We start from the raw sequence: 15,446 nt of genomic DNA on the forward strand, positions 1-15,446 counted from the left end.
ACACGGCCGGCCCGTAAACTTAACACAACACCCGACGGGCGGGGGTCGCTGTATATATCTCCCCCCCCCCCGGGGGGTATGGGGGGGGGGGCCGGGGGGTGGGGGCGCGGGGCCGGCCCCCACCGCACCATCGACTGCCGACGCGCCGCGTCGAGAGGGGTCCCCGCCGTCAGGAGTCGGCGGGGACCCCGCTGTCGAGTTGCCCGATCATCGGCGCCAGCAGGTCGTTGAGTTCCCGGGCCAGGTGACCGCGCAGACCATGCCGCCGTCCCACGGACTGCGTTCGCAGGTCGCCGAGATGATGCGCCGGTGCCACAGGACGAAGCCGGGCGACAGCTCGCTGGCCACCCGCCAGGCCGTCGCGGCGAACGCGACCGGCGCGAAGTCGCCCCACGTCTCGGCGAATTCGTCGATCCGGCGGAGCACCTCGGCCTCGTAGCGACCGTGCCCGCCGGTGCCGTGCTCGCGGTCGAACTGCTCGTCCACCCAGAAGGCGCGCGGTTCCCGCATCCTCGACCCCGTTCTCGACAACCGTCAGCACCCCGGTCGCACGAGTGCCACGCCACTATCCCACCATGATGCAGAACGGGTGGCCGGCCGGGTCGGCGTACACGCGCAACGGCTCGTCCGGGTCCTCGATCCGGTCGTAGCGCAGCCGGCCGCCGAGGCGCAGCACACGCTCGTGTTGAACCAGCAGCTCGTCGACGGAGTCCACGGTCAGGTCCAGGTGTAGCTGTTGTGGCACGTCGTTCTTCGGCCACGTCGCCTCGGGCAGGTCGTCGATTTGCTGGAACGCGATCTGTGGGCCACCGTCCGGGGACCTGAGCACCAACCAGTCACGGCCGCGCTCGTCGGGTCGGCCGTCCACGGGTGGCTCGTCGCCGGGTCGATAGACGAAGCCCATGAGCTGCCGGTAGAACTCCGCCAACTTCCGCACGTCGGTGCCGTCGAGCACCACCGACGTCAGCCGCGGAACGCTCTCCTGGTCGATCATCCTCCATCACCTCCGGACGCCATTGTGGTCGCGCCCTGCCCCCGTCGCACCCGCAGCCGCCGCGTGCTTGACACGCACCCCACTGCAGAGTGGACGATTCAGCGTGCGGATTCTCGTGGTGGGTGGCAGTGGCCTGATCGGCGCGCACGTCGCGGAGGTGCTGCGCGAGCGCGGTCATGCCACGACCGCGGTGGCGCGTACCGCCCAGCAGGGAGTCGACCACCTGCTCGACGTCGAGTCCGCCTCGATCGACGACCTGCGGTCGCTGCTCGCCGGTCACGACGGCGTCGTGTACGCCACCCGGACCGACGAGCAGCGGCCGCTGCCCACGCCGATCTACCCGCAGTTCCGGCGCGACAACGTCGATCCGGTGGTACGCCTGTTCACCGCCGCCCGCGCCCAGGGCCTCACCCGTGGCGTGATCATGGGCTCGTACTACACGTACTTTGACCGGTCGCACCCGCAGTGGCGGCTCGCCGAGCGGCACACGTACATCCGCTGCCGCCTGGAGCAGGCCCGGGAGGGGCGCGCCGCCGCCGGTGCGGGGCTGCCGGTCGCCGTACTCGAATTGCCCTTCGTCTTCGGTCGGGCCGGCGACCGGCTGCCGAACTGGGCCGGTCCGCTGGACCGGTGGGCGCGCTCGCGTACACCTCTGGTCGTGCCGACCGGCGGAAGCGCGGCGGCTTCGGCGCGCAGCGTGGCCGAGGTCGCGGCCGACGCCCTGGAGCAGGCCAGCGGCGCGGACATTCCGGTCGCCGACGAGAACCTCACCTGGCACGACATGATCGCGCGCATCGCCGACGCCGTCGGCCGACGCCGCAGGGTCGGCCGGCTACCGGCCGGCGCGGCACGCACGGCCCTGCGGCTCGGCGGCGCGTTGCAGGCCCTCAGTCGCAAGGAGTCCGGGATCAATCCCACCTACCTCGCCGACCTCCTGCTCACGGAGTTGTTCATCGAGCCGACGACCGGCCGCGCGCTGGACCCGGCGCTGCGCGAGACCTTCCCTGGCTAGCCGGTTGGGCGCGCGAGGAACGCCGTCTTGACGTCGGCGGAGAACCCGCAGGCGCGGTAGAACGCGTGGGTGGCCGGGTTCTGCGACCCCGTCATCAGCATCGCCTTGTAGCAGCCGGCGTCCCAGGCGGCCTGGAGCGTGCCGGCCATGATCTGCCGACCGAGCCCGGTGCCGCGCCGCGACTGCTCGACGACCACGTTCTCGATGACGGCGTACGGCGATGCCGACCGGCTGAGGTTGGGGATCACGTTGAGGTACGTCGTGGCGACGACGACCCCGTCCAGGTCGAGGACGAACAGACGCAGCCCGGGTGAGCCGAGGATCTGCGCGAAGGCCGCCGCATCGGTGCCGTCGTCCAGCACCGGATCGTCCGGGTTCAACTGCCGGTACAGGTGGATGATCTGCGCGAAGTCGTCGGGCCGGGCCGCACGGAACATGCCGCGAGCGTAACGAAGGCGGCGGTCGCCGTGAGCGCCGCGCTCAGTGGCAGTGCTGCGGCGAAGCCGCGCCGACCGGACCGACTCCCCAAGATCTGCGCAACTTCGGGGATATCGTGGTCTCCCTGCGCCGGGAGGCCGCAACAACCCTGAAGTTGTTGGCTCCACCAGTGGCGGTGCCGCCCTGACTCCTCCTCCCGTGGGTCGCGCTGCCGATGCTGCACGGTGTCGCCCTCGTCGCCCATCCCCGCCGGCCGGGTTTCGTCGCGCTGCGCGTGACGGCCACCGGCACCGCCGGCAACACCGTGACGCAGACGGTGCTGCTGGCCTACCGGACCGCGTGACGGGTGGAGTCCGGGGCGGCGGTAACCACCCCGGACTCCACCGCCCGTGCTGTCGGCGACACTCACGTCGTACGCCAGCGTGACGTGTTGTCCAGCATTGGTCCCGGCTCCCGCCTCCGGGCAACCGCACGATCATGTGTGCGAGGCTGGCGCGGTGACCGACTTCGACATCCGCGCGGCCACCCCGGCCGACGCCGAGTTCCTGGTGGACATGCTCGTCGAGGCCGTGAACTGGCTGCCCGAGCGCGACTGGCCTCGCGAGCGGATCCTGGCGGATCCCGCGCTGGCCCACTACGTCACGGGGTGGATGCGACGCACCGACGTCGGTGTGGTCGCGGTCGACCCCGCTCACCGGCCGCTCGGCGCCGCCTGGTTCCGGCACCTGAGCGCCGAAGATCCCGGCTACGGGTACGTCGCCGACGACGTGCCGGAGCTGACCATCGGTGTGCGGCGAGACTGGCGAGGGCGGGGTGTGGGCCGGGCGCTGCTGCGCGCCGTCCTGGACGCCGCGCGGGACCGCGGCATCCGTACCGTGTCGCTGAGCGTGGAGCGGGCGAACGCCGCCGCCCGTCTCTACGCGTCCGAAGGGTTCCGCACTGTCGAGTCGTTCACGGACGCGGACACCATGGTCGCCGAGGTCGGGGCCTGACTCTCGCGGCTCAGCGGAGGTGCTCGGCCAGTCCGACGATGATGCCCTCCGGGCCACGCAGGTAACAGAGCAGGAAGATGTCCTCGTAACGCTCGACCTCCCCGACGAGTTCGGCCCCATGCGTACGCAGTCGGGCGATGACGTCCTCGATGTCGTCGACGGCGAACATGATCCGACGGATCCCCAGGGTGTTCGCGGGCGCGTTCTCCGGTGCGGGGCTGATCGCCTTCGGCGTGTGGAACATCGCCAGCTCGACCTTGCCGTGACCGTCCGGGGTCCGCAGCATCGCGACCTCCTGGCGGACGTCGTCGATGCCGATCACACGCTCCACCCACCGTCCCTCGACCGGCCCCCTGCCCTCCAGCTCCATGCCGAGTTCGACGAAGAACGCGATGACAGCGTCGAGGTCGTTGACGACAATGAGGACGTTGTCCATCCGCTGGATCGCCATGCGGGATCTCCTCGCTCTGGTGCGCCGCCGTGGTCGCATCCTCCCCCGAGACGAAGCCACCAGCGGGTTCTCGACACGGAAAGGGTCCCGACTGGTTTTTCTCTCGCCGTGCGACGCCTGGGCCGCGCTCGCTCGAAGGCGGCTGCGTCAACGCCACACCCTCCCGACGTGGGGCGGCATGGCTGGCAGGCTGCCCTCCCGGGATCGACCTCGGCGGGGAGTACAACCGGGTGTGCGATCATCGGGTCGTGGATGACCGGCTCCCAGGCGCGGTGGCGAGCACGGCCGATGACCTGAGCGGCAGAGGCGATGTCGCCCAGCCGGGCGTCGTGTCGCTTGGCACCGCCCTCCGGCGTTGGGCCCTTGGCCTCACCATGGGAACTCTCCTCGTCCTGGCGCTGTCCTAATTCTACTCCGACGGGATGCTCGCGATTCTCAGCGCGTTGGGCTTCCTGCATCGCACGGATGACCGACGGTCACGGTGGGCACTGGGCTCAGCGGTGCTGATCGCAGTGCCAGCGGCCCTTGCCGCTGCGGTGCTGTTGAAAGGGTCGCTACCGCAGCCCTGGGACGGCATCCTGTTCGCCGCACTCGGCGCTCTGCTCGGAAGCGTCGCCTACGCTGCCGTCACCCAGATCCGGCCAGGGACACGCTGACCACCCACCGGGGTCATCGTGGCCAACCAGGCTGTCGCCCCTCCACGTCGCGGGCAGCTGGCACCCGAACTCCGGTTGGGGCGTCCGATGTTAGGTTCGCTGGCATGACGCGGCAGATCACGGCCAGCGAGTTTCACGCGGCCGAGGGTGTGGAGGACTGGCGCTCCCTGTATCACCTGGTCTCCGCTCACTTCCCCACCGGTTCGTTGACCGAGGGCATCGCGTTCGTCGATGAGATCGGCCGCCTCACCGACGAGGCCGAGCAGCGGATTCTGACCATCGACGTACGCGGCACCGGCGTGACGGTGTCCCTGTCCCGGCGCGATGCCGGGCTGGCCAGGCGGATCTCGGCCGCCGCCAGGGAGCGGGGCCTCTCCGCCGATCCGACCGCCGTGCAGGTCATCAACCTCACCCTCGACGCGCTCGTCAGCGCGGAGGTGCTGCCGTTCTGGCGTGCGGTGCTCGGCTACTCCCAGATCGGCGACGACTACCTCTACGACCCGTCGCGCCGCGGCCCCGGGTTCGGCGTGCAGCAGATGGACGTGCCGCGCCCGCAACGGAACCGCATGCATCTCGACATCGCTGTTCCGCACGATCAGGCCGAGGCGCGCATCGCCGCCGCCCTGGCCGCCGGCGGCCAGCTGGTTTCCGACGCGCACGCGCCGATGTGGTGGGTTCTGGCCGACGCGGAGGGCAACGAGGTGTGCGTCGCCACCTGGGTCGGCCGCGACCTCAGAGCGTCCGGGGCGATCTGCGCTGCGGGTCCGAGCACCCGCCAGCAGCACGGTCCCCCACGGCTTCTGGCTGCCCAATAGGGTCGGCGGCATGACGCCAGCCCCTGCCACCACCGCCTTCGACTCGCTCCGCCTCGACGCGGTGCCCGACCAGCAAGCGCTGCGCCGGGCCTACGACCTCCCCAGCGAGGCGGCCGTGCGGAAACAGATGACCGAACTCACCGAGCAGACCCGGCGGTTGATCGGCTGTGCGGCGCTTGTCCTGATCGGGAGCGTGGACGCCGAGGGCAACTGCGACGTCTCCCCGCGCGGCGGCCCCGCCGGGTTCGTGGCCGTCCTGGACGCACGGACGGTGGCGATCCCAGACGCGACTGGCAACAAGCGCCTGGACACGCTGCAGAACGTCATCGCCACCGGACGGGCCGGGCTGCTGTTCATCATCCCCGGGCGCACCACGACGCTTCGGGTGAACGGCCGAGCCTGCGTCTCCACCCGCCCCGACCTGCTGTCGCAGCTGACCGCCGTGGGTAAGCCGCCGGCCAGTGCGCTGGTGGTGGGAATCGAGGAGGTCTACCCGCACTGCCCCAAGTCGCTCCTGCGCACCGGGGTCTGGGAGCCCGAGCGGTGGCTGCCAGCGGACGCGCAGCCGACCTCGGCCGAGGTGACGCTGGCCCAGCTGCGGATGCCGGAGCTGACGATCGCCGACATCGAGCAGGCGGAGGCGGACTCGCTGAAGTACCGGTACGAGTGACGAGCCGCGCAACGATCGTTTGAAACGATTCTTCGATCTTCCAGCGGCGGCCGGCCACCAGGACGAGGCTGCGTAGCGGGACGGCCTCGGGTGTCCAGCAGCGGTAGAAGGCCAGCTTGCCAGTCCTGCGGTTGCGGCGGATCAGCAGCCAGTGGTGCCCGCCGTGGGCGTCGGCGGCGTGTGGCAGTGCGGTAGAGGACTAGTCGTAGTAGCGATAGCCTTTCGCGCCTCGACCGGCGGACACCCGCTGCCAGGCGGTGGCAGGAAGACCGGCGGCTAGCACGTCAACGCGGTAGACGCCAAGGCCGGTGATCACCTGATGCGAACAGGCCACGGCCAGGACGTAGCCCAGTCGCAGCTCACGAAGCCGTGCGCCCAGATGCGGATCGTTGCCGTAGGCCTCGTCGCCGGCCACCCATCGACATGGCAGCGCGGCGGTGACCGCCGCGGCGATCATCCGAGACGCGAGCTGCGGCTTGGTCGCGAACCGCACCTGCTCAGGGACACCGGCCTCGGCGCGGCGCTCGGCGTCGTCGCACCAGGACCTGGGCAGGTAGAGCGCCGTGTCGAGCATCGCGTGACCAGCATCGGTGGCGTAGACGAGGTGCACGGCGACCTGACAGTTCTCGGATCTTCCCGGCGGTGCCCGAATACTGCCGCTGCACGCCGACGGTGTGCCGGCCCTTCTTCAGATCGCCGGTCTCGTCGATGGCCAGTACCGCCTCGGCATCACCGAGGTGGTGGCCGACGAACTCGCGAACATCGGCGCGGACCTCGGCATCGTCCCACTTCACCCGGGTCAGCAGGTCCTGCATTCCGTCCAGACCCCTGTCACCCGCATGCTCCGCGATCGTCCAGCAGTTCTTTCGTGGTAACGGCGCCAGCAAGCCCCGGACGAAGTCACGCACCCGACGACGAGGCTCCGGCCTGCGGAGACGCTGCCCGGTCGTCAGCATCAGGTCATCGAACAACACCCGCCACCGCTGGGCGTCTACCCTGTATCCGGCAGTCACCGCCGCGTCATGCTCAGTCCACACAACCGTCCATGCTCGATGGTGGCTGCACCCGCTCCGGCCCCGGGTGAGCCCTCCCCCGGATCAGACCAACATCTCTGGCTGGAGTACGAGCTGATCGCAGCCGGCGCCATACCAGGCCTGCCGAGATACTCGCCGCAACGCCGATGACGACGCAGTTCAATAGGCGAGCGGCCGCTGGGACGGAGATTCGGACGGGACTGAGGCCATCTTCAGGCCCCGCTGCGCGCACTCTCGGTTCGGTCAACAAAGTTCTGGAATGCTCCTCATCAATGATCAGGAGAAAGCGTCGTCCTCGCCTCGTCCCCGCCGTACTCGCCGCCCAGGACCCCCGAGCCATCAGCCAGAAACGCCGAGCGACGTCGCCACGAAACATGCCGCCCAGCATGTCCCGAAGCAGCGGCTCCGAGATGGTGCCAATCTCGTAGCCCATCCAGGCGTACTGCAACAGCAGGTTGGTGTAGATGTGCTGCCGCTTGGCGGTGTCATCGGGCAAGTCCAGCGGACCCCAGCAGGGCAGGTAAACAGGTAAATCATCGAGTTGCATCCGGATCAGCTCCGCGTGGAAACCGCGGATGGCCTGGATCCGTTCCGCTCTGGTCTGGCGGGCCTGGAGCAGCAGCGACGCCGCTACGCCTCCGAGCGCAAGTGCCGACAGGACCGCCGACGTGGCTCCGTAGGTCTGGCCGATATCACTTAACCGGCCCCAGTCTTCCGCCTCTTCCAGGCTCACAGCTCGCAGTGCGATGGGCGACAGGATCACCAGCCCCACCACGAGAAGGACTACAGCGACTGCGGCCGACGCTTGGCCGACGCGACGGGCCAGGCTCCGCCCTCCTATCGCCGGGCCTGGCACCGAAGCGCCACCGACACTGCGTCCGTCTGCACGGTCCCGACCCCTGGTGCTTCGATGCATCCCGGCATTCTGCCGTCCCGTGCTGCTCTTCTGCTGACCGTAACAATGGCTGGGTTGCGCCCCCGTGCTGCTGTCGTACCAGCGAAGACGGCATGAAGGTTCGGATCACGATCTCCGGCTGGAGTACTAGCCTCGGTGGCATACCACGACGACCGCTTGCCCTTAGGCAACAATCACGGGCGTCTACCTGCTGCTCTGTCGGCCATCCGCTACCGGCGTGGTCCGTGCTCGTCCGGTGGCGCCCGAGCCGGTCGTCACCCAAGCGCCGCCCTGGCTGATCTCGCAGCGGCGACACCTGCGCCCGCGATTGCGGATGCCGGCGATGATCCTGCCCTTGCCGGCGCACACGCGGCCGGCTACCTGCGTGCGTGGGCCGCCCTAGGCATGATGGTGGTCATGGAAAAGAGCCACTCGTTGATCGCGACGATGTGGGCGGTAGCTTGGTAGCGGACGGCGGGTTTGTCGTAGCGAGTAACGAGTGCCCGGTAGCAGCGTCCACCACCCGATCCGGGTACCCGGATACCGGCCAGGACCGGGATTGACTGCGGGCTGTCTCCTCGATGGCCGGTCAGCCCGGTCTACGAGTCGTCTCGGCCCTGCCAGGTCGTCACACAAGCCTCGTTACCCTCGATATCGGCGAGAACCCAGAAGGCGGGAGCATGGGACGCGGATACAAGTCGGCCACCGGCCGTCAGCGCGGCTTCGATCCGCCGTGGAGATTCGTCGTGCGGGACACAGATGTCGAAGTGGATGCGATTCCGGTCCCGGCGTGGCTGATCCATTTGCTGAAACCAGATCGCCGGACCCTGCCCGACCGGGTCGACGATCGGATCCTTCGGACCGTCGGCTCCCGCCTCGTCCGTGTAGCCCAGCACGGCCTTCCAGAACGGCCTGACCGCTGCGATGTCGAGCGCGTCGATAGCGATCTCCACGAGCTGGACCGACCGGGGCGCTCCCGTACCAATCTCAGGCTCCGTCCGTAGCCCGACATTCCAAATGGCGGCGGAAACTTGATGCGCCAGGTCGATATCGCAAGCGGTAAGCGCCGCCTGATCCAACGATTGCAGGGTCATGACAACCCGGTCTGGCCGGATATCAACGCGTAGGTGCTGATCGGCATGGCTGCCGCACGCCGCCACCACGCGCGCCGCCACCTCAGTTGCCTGGACCAATGAGCCGACGGGGACCGACGTGCGCAACGCGCCCAGCAAATACCGCCATCCCTGGTCGCTGACCGCGTCCGAGGCCGCCCGCCGACTCAGTGTCCGTTCCATGTAGGCATCCTCACATGCGCCCAAACGAATTCCGCACGCTGGCAAGGATCTAAATGGTCTAGACGTGGTCGTTACTTGGCGTTGAAGTAGCTCGCTTCCGGGTGGTGGACCACGATGGCGTCGGTGGCCTGCTCCGGCATCAGCTGGAACTCCTCGGACAGCTCCACGCCGATCCGCTCCGACCCGAGCAGATCCACGATCTTCGCCCGATCCTCCAGGTCGGGGCAGGCCGGGTAGCCGAACGCGTACCGGCAGCCCCGGTAGTCGTTGCGCAGGATTCCGGCCAGGTCGCTCGGGTCGTCGTGGCCCAGCGGACGCCCGTCGGGCAGGGTCAGCTCGGCGCGGATGCGCCGGTGCCAGTACTCGGCGAGGGCCTCGGTGAGCTGCACGGACAGCCCGTGCACCTCCAGGTAGTCGCGGTACTCGTTGCGGGCGAACAGCTTCGCCGCGTACTCACTGACGGGTTGCCCGACGGTGACCAGTTGCAGCGCGACCACATCGAGCTGGTCGCCCTTGGGCTTGAAGAAGTCGGCCAGGCAGAGCCGTCGCTCCTGGCGCTGGCGGGGGAAGGAGAACCGGGCGCGCTCCGCGTGCCCGTTCTCGTCGAGCACCACCAGGTCATTGCCTTCGGAGTACGCGGGGAAGTAGCCGTACACCACGGCTGCCTCAAGGACCTGGTCGGCGATCAGCCGGTCCAGCCAGTACCGCAGACGCGGCCGGCCCTCGGTCTCGACCAGCTCGTCGTAGGAGGGCCCGTTGCCACCCCGGGCGCCGTTGAGCCCCCACTGCCCGCGGAACGTGGCCCGCTCGTCGAGCAGCGCCGCGTAGTCGGCCATCGGTACACCCTTGACCACCCGGGTGCCGAAGAACGGCGGGGCGGGCACCTCCACGTCCAGCGCCACATCGGAGCGCACCGAGGAGTCGTGCAGCTCCGGCAGGGACTCGGTGACCATGGTGCGCTGCCGTTCCCGGCGGGCACGACGGGCCGCCAGGGCCGCCTCCCGCTCCGGGTCGATCACCGGCGCTCCGCCGCGCTTGGCGGTCATCACCTTGTCCATCAGGGACAGACCCTCGAACGCGTCCCGCGCGTAGTGCACCTCACCGGGGAACATCGACCGCAGGTCGTCCTCGACGTACGCGCGGGTCAGCGCCGCCCCACCCAGCAGGACCGGCCAGCGGTCGGCGACCCCGCGCGTGGCCATCTCGGCCAGATTCTCCTTCATGATGACCGTGCTCTTGACCAGCAGCCCGGACATGCCGATCGCGTCGGCGCGGTGCTGCTCGGCGGCGTCCAGGATGGCGCTGATCGGCTGCTTGATGCCGATGTTGACGACCTCATAGCCGTTGTTGGACAGGATGATGTCGACGAGGTTCTTGCCGATGTCGTGCACGTCGCCGCGCACGGTGGCCAGCACGATGCGACCCTTGCCGCCGTCCTCGGTGGTCTCCATGTGCGGCTCCAGGTACGCCACCGCGGTCTTCATCACCTCGGCCGACTGGAGCACGAACGGCAGCTGCATCTGCCCGGAGCCGAACAGCTCGCCGACGACCTTCATGCCGTCCAGCAGGATGTCGTTGATGATCGACAACGGGGAGCGGCCGCCGGCCATCGCCTCGTCCAGGTCGGCCTCCAGGCCGTTGCGCTCACCGTCGATGATGCGCCGCTTGAGCCGCTCGTCCAGGGGCAGCGCCGCCAGCTCCTGCGCACGGGTGGCGCGCGCGCTGGTGACGTCGACGCCCTCGAAGAGCTCCAGGAAGCGCTGCACCGGGTCGTACCCCTCGCGGCGCCGGTCGTAGACCAGGTCGAGCGCGACCTCGCGCTGCTCGTCGGGGATCTTCGACGTCGGCAGGATCTTGCTGGCGTGCACGATGGCCGAGGTCAGGCCGGCCTGGACGCACTCGTGCAGGAACACCGAGTTGAGCACCTGGCGGGCCGCCGGGTTGAGCCCGAAGGAGATGTTCGAGATGCCCAGGGTGAAGTTGACCCCCGGGTAGCGGGTGGAGATCTCCCGGATCGCCTCGATCGTCTCGATGCCGTCGCGGCGGGTCTCCTCCTGACCGGTGGCGATCGGGAACGTCAGCGCGTCGATCAGGATGTCGGCGCGGTCCATCCCCCACCGGCCGGTCAGGTCGTCGATCAGCCGTGCCGCGACCCGGACCTTCCACTCCTTCGTACGCGCCTGGCCCTCCTCGTCGATGAGCAGCGCCACCACCGCCGCGCCGTGCTCGCGCACGACCGGCATGACACGCGCGTACCGGGAGTCGGGGCCGTCGCCGTCCTCGAAGTTGACCGAGTTGACCACGCACCGGCCGCCGAGCATCTCCAGCCCGGCCTCGACGACGGCCGGCTCGGTGGAGTCCAGCATGATCGGCAGCGTCGACGCGGTGGCGAACCGGCCGGCCAGCTCGCGCATGTCCCGGGTGCCGTCGCGCCCGACGTAGTCCACGCACAGGTCGAGCAGGTGCGAACCGTCGCGGGCCTGGCTGCGGGCGATCTCCACGCAGGCGCGAAAGTCACCGGCGAGCATCGCCTCCCGGAACGCCTTCGAGCCGTTGGCGTTGGTCCGCTCCCCCACCATCAGCACCGACGCGTCCTGGGCGAACGGCACCGGGTGGTAGACCGACGAGACACCCGCCTCGTGCTGCGGCTCGCGGGCCGGGGCGGTGACGCCGTGCAGCCGCTCGGCCAGCACCCGGATGTGCTCCGGCGTGGTGCCGCAGCAGCCGCCGACGAGCCCCACGCCGTACTCGGTGACGAACCGCTCCAGGGCGTCGGCCATCTCCACGGGAGTCAGCGGGAAGTACGCGCCGTCGGCGGTCAGCACCGGCAGGCCGGCGTTCGGCATCACCGACACCGGGATGCGGGAGTGCTGCGACAGGTAGCGCAGGTGCTCGCTCATCTCGGCCGGGCCGGTGGAGCAGTTGAGCCCGATCAGGTCCACCCCGAGCGGCTCGATCGCGGCCAGGGCCGCGCCGATCTCGCTGCCCACCAGCATCGTGCCGGTGGTCTCCACGGACACCTGGCAGATGATCGGCACCTGCTGCCCCAGCTCGGCCATCGCCCGCTTCGACCCGACGACCGCCGCCTTGACCTGCAACAGGTCCTGGCAGGTCTCGATGATCAGAGCGTCCGCGCCGCCGTCGATCAGGCCGGCGGCGTTCTCCTGGTACGCGTCGCGCAGGGTCGCGTAGTCGGCGTGCCCGAGGGTCGGCAGCTTGGTGCCCGGCCCCATCGAGCCCAGCACGAACCGGGGCCGGGCCGGGGTGCTCGCCGCGTCGGCGGCCTCCCGCGCGATCCGGGCGGCCGCCGTCGACAGCTCCCGGATGCGGTGCGGGATGTCATATTCGGCCAGGTTGGCCAGGTTGGCGCCGAAGGTGTTGGTCTCCACGCAGTCCGCGCCGGCGGCCAGGTAGGCGTCGTGCACCCCCCGCACCACGTCGGGACGGGTGACGTTGAGGATCTCGTTGCACCCTTCGAGCCCGTCGAAGTCGTCGAGCGTGAGGTCAGCGGCCTGCAACATCGTGCCCATCGCCCCGTCGGCGATGAGGATCCGATCGGCCAGCACATCCAGCAACGAAGTCCGCACCCGTTCAGGTTAGTGCGATCCTGCGTGAACCCGAGCGCCGTCCGGGCCCGATCCCATATTGTGTCGGGCGGATCACGCTGTCCGGTTCGCCGCCGTATGCCCGGTGGTGGACCGGGCGGACCGGCGCGGCCGACGGGCCGCATCCCTGCCCGGCACGTAGGCTGGCGGACGTGAAGGACAACAGGGACGCCGCCGTGCACCACGGCCCGACGACCGGGCGCGGTCCCGGTGTCGGCCGCGACGAGCAGGGTGAGGTGACGGCGTGACCGAGTTCGACGGACTGCCGGTACTGCGGTCCCCCGTGGCCATTGCCGCATTCGAGGGTTGGAACGACGCCGCCGACGCGTCCACCGCGGCCGTCGAGCACCTGGAGCAGGTCTGGAACGCGCGGCAGATCGCCGAGCTGGACCCGGAGGACTTCTACGACTTCCAGGTCAGCCGGCCCACCATCACCATGGCCGACGGGGAGACCCGCAGGGTGGAGTGGCCGACGACCCGGTTCATGGTGGCGAGCCCCGAGGGCACCGACCGGGACGTCGTGCTGATCCGGGGCATCGAGCCGAGCATGCGCTGGCGGACGTTCTGCGAGCAGGTTCTGGAGATCTGCCACAGCCTGGAGGTGGAGCGGGTGGTGCTGCTCGGCGCGTTGCTGGCCGACGTGCCGTACACCCGGCCGTTGCCGATCAGCGGCAGCGCCTCCGACGCGCAGGCCGCGGAGCGCTACCAGCTCACTCCGACCCGCTACGACGGCCCGACCGGCATCGTCGGCGTGCTGCACGACGCCTGCGCCCGCGCCGAGGTCGACGCCGTGTCGTTCTGGGTGCACGTGCCGCACTACGCCAACAACCCGCCCTGCCCCAAGGCCACCCTCGCCCTGCTGCACCGGGTCGAGGAGGTCGTCGACCTGCCGGTGCCGATGGCCGACCTGGCCGAGGAGTCCGCCGAGTGGGAGCAGCGGGTGCGCAGCGCCGCCGAGCAGGACGCCGAGCTGGGCGAGTACGTCCGCGAGCTGGAGGAACGGGTCGGCGACGAGGGCATCACCCCGTTGACCGGTGACGAGATCGCGCAGGAGTTCGAGAAGTACCTGCGGCGTCGGGGCGGTTCGGCCGGCCCCACCGCCGGCTCCTGGTAGCACTGTTCTCTGCGGGCCCTCGGACCTTTGTGGTCCGGGGGCCCGTTTTCGCGTGTCCGGGGTGGCGCCGTCACACCCTCTACGGCATCCTAGGAACCTAGATGTGATCAAGGAGGCGGGTGTGCAGATCAACCCCGGCGCGGCCGAGTTCCCCCACCGGCAGATCGCCGCGCAACTCAAGGACCAGGTCCGCCGCGGTGACTGGGGGCCGGGCGAACGGCTGCCGTCCATCCCGGCCATCGCCGAGATGTTCGGCGTCGCCAAGCAGACCGTGCAACGCGCCGTCGACCAGCTCCGGGTCGAGGGCATCCTGATCACCAAACCCGGCTCCGGTACGTACGTCCGGGGCACCCGGCGCCGACTCAACCGGCTCTCCCGGGGCCGGTACGGCGGTTTCCGGGGCTACCACACCGACCTGGCCGCTCGGTACCGCCAGCAGCTCGTCTCGGTCGGCCGCGCCCCCGCGCCCGCCGAGGTCGCCGACGCGTTCGGCGTCTCCGACGGCACGGACCTGCTCTGCCGCCGCCACCTCGTGCGCACCGACGACTCCCCCGTCGAGGTGGGCGCCTCCTGGTTCCTGCCCGCCGACACCGCCGGCACCTCGCTGGAGCGCGCCGAGGCGTTCGGCCGGCCGCTCTACCAGGAGGCCGAGGAGGCCACCGGCCGGCGGTACGTCTCGGCCACCGACACGATCAGCGCCCGCCAGCCCAGCCGGGAGGAGGCCGAGACCCTCCAGATCCGGCCCGACACCCCGGTGCTGCACCTGCTGCACGTCGCCTACGACGCGAACCGCAAGCCCATCGAGGTGGCCCAGGCCACCTGGCCCGGCCCGATGACCACCCTCACCGAGGAGTACAAGATCCCCGGCCCGACCCCCGACCCGGAACCCGACCCCGGCCTGGTCCTGGGCTGACCAGCTCGTCACCGCGCCCCGGTGCCGCCCAGCCGTCTGCGTCCGCTCGTCGCGGTGCTGGTTCGGGGGGTGGGCCGGCATTCGTGTCCGCGGGTGGGGTCGGATACGGCGGCCGAGGAGGTCGACGCCGGTGCGCGGTGACCCGCGGCGCGGTCAGGGCCTCGAGATGGCTGGGTGCCATCCACGCTGTTGGGCGTCATTCCTCAGAGTCATATTCATACCGCAGAGTCATGAGGGTCGAACGCGAACCCGCCCCCGGGCGGCGTCGGCCACCACGTCCTGCGCGCTGCTCCGACAGGAAACCGTCTCCCGCGCTGCGGCGGGGCCGTGGACGCGGGTCAGAGGCGGATGCCGAGGAGGGCGTCGACGGTCTTGGCGAAGAGGGCGGGAGCCTCGGCGTCGTCCGTGGCGCCGGACAGGGTCACGTCGGCCCAGCGGTCGGCCACGGCCAGGGCGCCCGGGGTGTCGAGGTCGTCGGCCAGGCGTTCGCGTACCCCGGCCAGCAGCTCGGCCCCGGACGGCCCGGCGGGCGCGGCGGCGGCCCGCCGCCAGCGGTCCAGGC

At 70.2% G+C, this 15,446-nt stretch carries 15 protein-coding genes and 2 pseudogenes; 8 read left to right on the plus strand and 9 right to left on the minus strand.

The window, feature by feature from the left end; all coding sequences use genetic code 11:
* Nucleotides 1–207 precede the first annotated feature (207 nt).
* Nucleotides 208–510: a hypothetical protein gene (locus ABZU46_RS26120; protein ID WP_354861871.1), complete on the minus strand. Its 303-nt coding sequence runs from the start codon at nucleotides 508–510 to the stop codon at nucleotides 208–210.
* Nucleotides 511–565: 55 nt separating this feature from the next.
* Nucleotides 566–994 carry a VOC family protein gene (locus ABZU46_RS26125; protein WP_354861873.1) on the minus strand — a complete coding sequence of 143 codons (429 nt, stop codon included), beginning with the start codon at nucleotides 992–994 and terminating at the stop codon, nucleotides 566–568.
* Nucleotides 995–1,097: 103 nt separating this feature from the next.
* Between ABZU46_RS26125 and ABZU46_RS26130 the strand changes: the two genes are divergently transcribed.
* Nucleotides 1,098–2,006, plus strand: coding sequence for an NAD(P)H-binding protein (locus tag ABZU46_RS26130; protein WP_354861875.1), 909 nt, complete (start codon nucleotides 1,098–1,100; stop codon nucleotides 2,004–2,006).
* Here the strand turns inward: ABZU46_RS26130 and ABZU46_RS26135 are convergent.
* Entirely contained in the window at nucleotides 2,003–2,443 is a 441-nt protein-coding gene (locus tag ABZU46_RS26135; protein ID WP_354861876.1) for a GNAT family N-acetyltransferase, read from the minus strand. The genes ABZU46_RS26130 and ABZU46_RS26135 overlap by 4 nt on opposite strands.
* A 215-nt stretch (nucleotides 2,444–2,658) precedes the next feature.
* On the opposite strand from ABZU46_RS26135, the gene ABZU46_RS26140 reads away from it, so the two are divergent.
* Both ABZU46_RS26140 and ABZU46_RS26145 read left to right on the plus strand, forming a co-directional pair.
* Nucleotides 2,659–2,787: a hypothetical protein gene (locus tag ABZU46_RS26140; RefSeq protein ID WP_354861878.1), complete on the plus strand. Its 129-nt coding sequence runs from the start codon at nucleotides 2,659–2,661 to the stop codon at nucleotides 2,785–2,787.
* Between the two features lie 154 nt (nucleotides 2,788–2,941).
* Nucleotides 2,942–3,436 carry a GNAT family N-acetyltransferase gene (locus tag ABZU46_RS26145; protein ID WP_354861879.1) on the plus strand — a complete coding sequence of 165 codons (495 nt, stop codon included), beginning with the start codon at nucleotides 2,942–2,944 and terminating at the stop codon, nucleotides 3,434–3,436.
* 10 nt (nucleotides 3,437–3,446) lie between these two features.
* Here ABZU46_RS26145 and ABZU46_RS26150 read toward each other — a convergent pair whose 3' ends face one another.
* The gene (locus ABZU46_RS26150; protein WP_354861881.1) at nucleotides 3,447–3,887 is read right to left on the minus strand and encodes a VOC family protein; all 441 of its coding nucleotides are present in this window, start codon (nucleotides 3,885–3,887) and stop codon (nucleotides 3,447–3,449) included.
* Nucleotides 3,888–4,309: 422 nt separating this feature from the next.
* Between ABZU46_RS26150 and ABZU46_RS26155 the strand changes: the two genes are divergently transcribed.
* The 3 genes from ABZU46_RS26155 to ABZU46_RS26165 all read left to right on the plus strand — a co-directional run bounded on the left by ABZU46_RS26155 (nucleotide 4,310) and on the right by ABZU46_RS26165 (nucleotide 6,028).
* Nucleotides 4,310–4,543: a hypothetical protein gene (locus tag ABZU46_RS26155; RefSeq protein ID WP_354861883.1), complete on the plus strand. Its 234-nt coding sequence runs from the start codon at nucleotides 4,310–4,312 to the stop codon at nucleotides 4,541–4,543.
* A gap of 104 nt (nucleotides 4,544–4,647) precedes the next feature.
* Nucleotides 4,648–5,358 (plus strand): VOC family protein, encoded by a 711-nt coding sequence (locus tag ABZU46_RS26160; RefSeq protein ID WP_354861885.1) that lies wholly within the window; start codon nucleotides 4,648–4,650, stop codon nucleotides 5,356–5,358.
* 10 nt (nucleotides 5,359–5,368) lie between these two features.
* The gene (locus ABZU46_RS26165) at nucleotides 5,369–6,028 is read left to right on the plus strand and encodes an MSMEG_1061 family FMN-dependent PPOX-type flavoprotein (protein ID WP_354861887.1); all 660 of its coding nucleotides are present in this window, start codon (nucleotides 5,369–5,371) and stop codon (nucleotides 6,026–6,028) included.
* 19 nt (nucleotides 6,029–6,047) lie between these two features.
* On the opposite strand, the pseudogene ABZU46_RS26170 reads toward ABZU46_RS26165, so the two are convergent.
* The 4 genes and pseudogenes from ABZU46_RS26170 to metH form a co-directional block, all read right to left on the minus strand.
* A pseudogene (locus ABZU46_RS26170) lies at nucleotides 6,048–7,041 on the minus strand (IS701 family transposase); the annotation flags it as partial.
* Between the two features lie 13 nt (nucleotides 7,042–7,054).
* Complete coding sequence (locus ABZU46_RS26175; RefSeq protein ID WP_354861889.1) at nucleotides 7,055–7,837, minus strand: DUF6082 family protein; 783 nt, start codon at nucleotides 7,835–7,837, stop codon at nucleotides 7,055–7,057.
* Nucleotides 7,838–8,556: 719 nt separating this feature from the next.
* Nucleotides 8,557–9,252, minus strand: coding sequence for a VOC family protein (locus ABZU46_RS26180; RefSeq protein ID WP_354861890.1), 696 nt, complete (start codon nucleotides 9,250–9,252; stop codon nucleotides 8,557–8,559).
* A 71-nt stretch (nucleotides 9,253–9,323) separates the two neighbouring features.
* A complete protein-coding gene (gene metH, locus ABZU46_RS26185; protein WP_354861892.1) occupies nucleotides 9,324–12,839 on the minus strand; it encodes a methionine synthase in 3,516 nt (1,171 codons plus the stop codon).
* Nucleotides 12,840–13,101: 262 nt separating this feature from the next.
* On the opposite strand from metH, the gene ABZU46_RS26190 reads away from it, so the two are divergent.
* Nucleotides 13,102–13,971 (plus strand): PAC2 family protein, encoded by an 870-nt coding sequence (locus ABZU46_RS26190; RefSeq protein WP_145782100.1) that lies wholly within the window; start codon nucleotides 13,102–13,104, stop codon nucleotides 13,969–13,971.
* A 121-nt stretch (nucleotides 13,972–14,092) separates the two neighbouring features.
* The gene (locus tag ABZU46_RS26195) at nucleotides 14,093–14,884 is read left to right on the plus strand and encodes a GntR family transcriptional regulator (RefSeq protein ID WP_354861894.1); all 792 of its coding nucleotides are present in this window, start codon (nucleotides 14,093–14,095) and stop codon (nucleotides 14,882–14,884) included.
* A gap of 338 nt (nucleotides 14,885–15,222) precedes the next feature.
* Here the strand turns inward: ABZU46_RS26195 and ABZU46_RS26200 are convergent.
* Nucleotides 15,223–15,446: pseudogene (locus ABZU46_RS26200) on the minus strand (cysteine--1-D-myo-inosityl 2-amino-2-deoxy-alpha-D-glucopyranoside ligase); the annotation flags it as partial.

Origin of the sequence: Micromonospora sp. NPDC005197 (assembly GCF_040608295.1) — a bacterium.
Classification (GTDB): Bacteria; Actinomycetota; Actinomycetes; order Mycobacteriales; family Micromonosporaceae; genus Micromonospora.